We start from the raw sequence: 2,370 nt of genomic DNA, 5'->3' as shown, positions 1-2,370 counted from the left end.
TCAGGGTATCGGGTTCCCACATTCATCCGCACATGTGCGGATGAATGTGGGAGGTGTTCGGATAAAGTCGATAATCAAGGGGTTAAAAACAGGAGGGGACCTCGCATCCGAGATCCCCTCTTTAGCCCATCTATAGCTATAGACTCTTAAATACCTTATGCCAGCAGCTTGCGACCGGACTCCTCGATCGCGTCAAGTGCTGCATCTGCCTCGGCGGCATCCGCGCCCTTAGCGAAGATGTACAGCTTAATCTTGGGCTCGGTGCCGGAAGGACGAACAATACCCTTGTTGCCACCCTCAAGATCGAACTCAATAACATTAGCCTTCGGCAGGCCGTTCACGCAGGTGTTGTAATCAACGACGGCCTCAATCTTGGAACCGGCGAGCTCCGCGGGCGGGTTCTCGCGCAGACCGGCCATGATGCCGGTCATCTTTGCCGCACCCTCAGCACCCGGATAGCTCAGCGAAATCGTCTTGTTGTGATAGTAGCCATACTTCTCGTACAGCTCGTGCATCGCGTCGGCAAGGTTCTTTCCCTGGAGCTTGTAATACTGCGCCATCTGGCAAATCAAAAGCGAAGTGCTCACGGCGTCCTTGTCGCGCACGTGGTCGCCGGCCAGATAGCCGTAGCTCTCCTCAAAACCGAAGATAAAGCGATCGACCTCGCCAGCATCGGAAAGAGAAGTAATGATGTCGCCGATGTACTTGAAGCCCGTCAGGCAGCGGCGGAGCTCAAAACCGTACTCGTCGGCCAGAGCGTCAACCATGGCGGAAGAAACGATAGTAGTGACAGCAACCTTCTTAGTGAGGTCCTCACCGCGAGCAGCGCGGGTCTTGCAGATATAGTCGAGCAGCAGAACGCCCATCTCATTGCCGGTCAGCAGCAGATAGTCATCGCCATTCTTAACGGCAACGCCAACGCGATCGGCGTCAGGATCGGTTGCAAGCAGCAGATCAGGGTGAACCTGCTCGCACAGGTCAATGCCCTTCTGCATGGCCTGACGAATCTCGGGGTTAGGATACGGGCAGGTCGGGAAATCGCCGTTAGGCTCCTTCTGCTCGGGAACAACAGTGACATCGGTGATGCCAGCGCGCTCGAGCACCGTCGTGACGGGAATGAGGCCGGTGCCGTTGAGCGGAGTGTAGACGAGCTTAAGCGGAGCGCCAGCGATCTCCTCGGCAGAAAGGTTGGTCACGCCGCGGGCGAGAACGGCGTCATAATAACGCTCGAGGCACGAGTCATCGATCCGTTTGACCAGACCCTGCTCAAGAGCCTCATCGAAGTCCATGGACTTCACGCCGGTGAACGTATCGGTCTCGGCGATAGCCTTAGAAATTGCATCGGCGGCCTCGCTGGTGATCTGGCAGCCGTCGGGGCCATAGGCCTTATAGCCGTTATAAGGCGCCGGATTATGACTAGCGGTCATGCAAATGCCACCGGAGCACTTAAGGTCGCGGACGGCCCAGGAGAGCGTCGGCACGGGAGAAATCTTGGGATACACGAGGGCAGTCACCCCGTTTGCTGCAAGAATGGCAGCCGTAGTCTTGACGAACAGCTCACCTTTATTGCGGCTATCGCGAGCGATGGCGACCGTCGGATGCTCGAAGGTCGCATTGAGGTAGTCAGCGAATCCCTGGGTCGCACGACCGACCGTATAGATATTCATACGGTTAGTGCCCGCACCGATAGTGCCGCGAAGGCCGGCAGTACCGAAGGCGAGATCCTGGAAGAAAGCGTCGGTGATGGCGTCCTCATCACCCTGCTCCTTCATCGTGTTGAGCTCAGCGAGGAGCTCCTCGTCCTTGACATTGGCAATCCAAGTATCAAGCAGCTCATGAACATCTGCCATGTGAGTCCTTCCGTCACAATCAATAAAACAACCCGTGTAAAACAGGACAAGCGCATCAGCGCGCTAAAGCAAATATTAGTCCATTGAGAACAGAGAACCGACCACAGAACGGTGAACGTTTATATTCACCGGTGGATGATTGGATTGATTTAATTGCTTAGTGAACGCCCCATAAACGCAAAAAAGGGGGAGGCCGCAAGGCCTCCCCCTTCTCAGTTCAAGCGTACGGCTCGGTGCCGTCCACCGGTCAGCGGCGCCCTGGCCTCCCACGGGCTGACCCCGCAGTACTCTCGGCGCGATGGGGCTTAGCTTCCGGGTTCGGAACGGGACCGGGCGTGCCCCCCATGCTCTGGCCGCTGACCGGTGGGCGGCGCCCACCGTTACGGTGTCCGGTGTCTCTCTCACGTGCCCTGGGGGCCGCATGGCGCATAGGAAAGGTCTGACTCGGGGGCATCCTCGTGCCCGGACCGCGCATGAGCGCTCAGTCCCGCGGGCCGCGAGGTGCGGTTCCGGAAGAGCT

Annotated in this window: 1 protein-coding gene and 1 rRNA gene; both read right to left on the bottom strand. The window is 57.9% G+C overall.

Going from position 1 to position 2,370, the window contains the following annotated elements; translation table 11 throughout:
- Positions 1 to 155 precede the first annotated feature (155 nt).
- Positions 156 to 1,850, bottom strand: a complete 1,695-nt coding sequence (locus tag GPK42_RS02005) for a phospho-sugar mutase (RefSeq protein WP_215693184.1) — start codon at positions 1,848 to 1,850, stop codon at positions 156 to 158.
- Between the two features lie 245 nt (positions 1,851 to 2,095).
- A 5S ribosomal RNA gene (rrf, locus tag GPK42_RS02000) occupies positions 2,096 to 2,211 on the bottom strand.
- Positions 2,212 to 2,370 lie beyond the last annotated feature (159 nt).

The sequence above is a fragment of the Collinsella aerofaciens genome, assembly GCF_018785265.1.
Taxonomy (GTDB): domain Bacteria; phylum Actinomycetota; class Coriobacteriia; order Coriobacteriales; family Coriobacteriaceae; genus Collinsella; species Collinsella aerofaciens_AI.
Note: the sequence above shows the minus strand (reverse complement) of the source record. Positions and strands in the feature narration are given on the sequence as shown.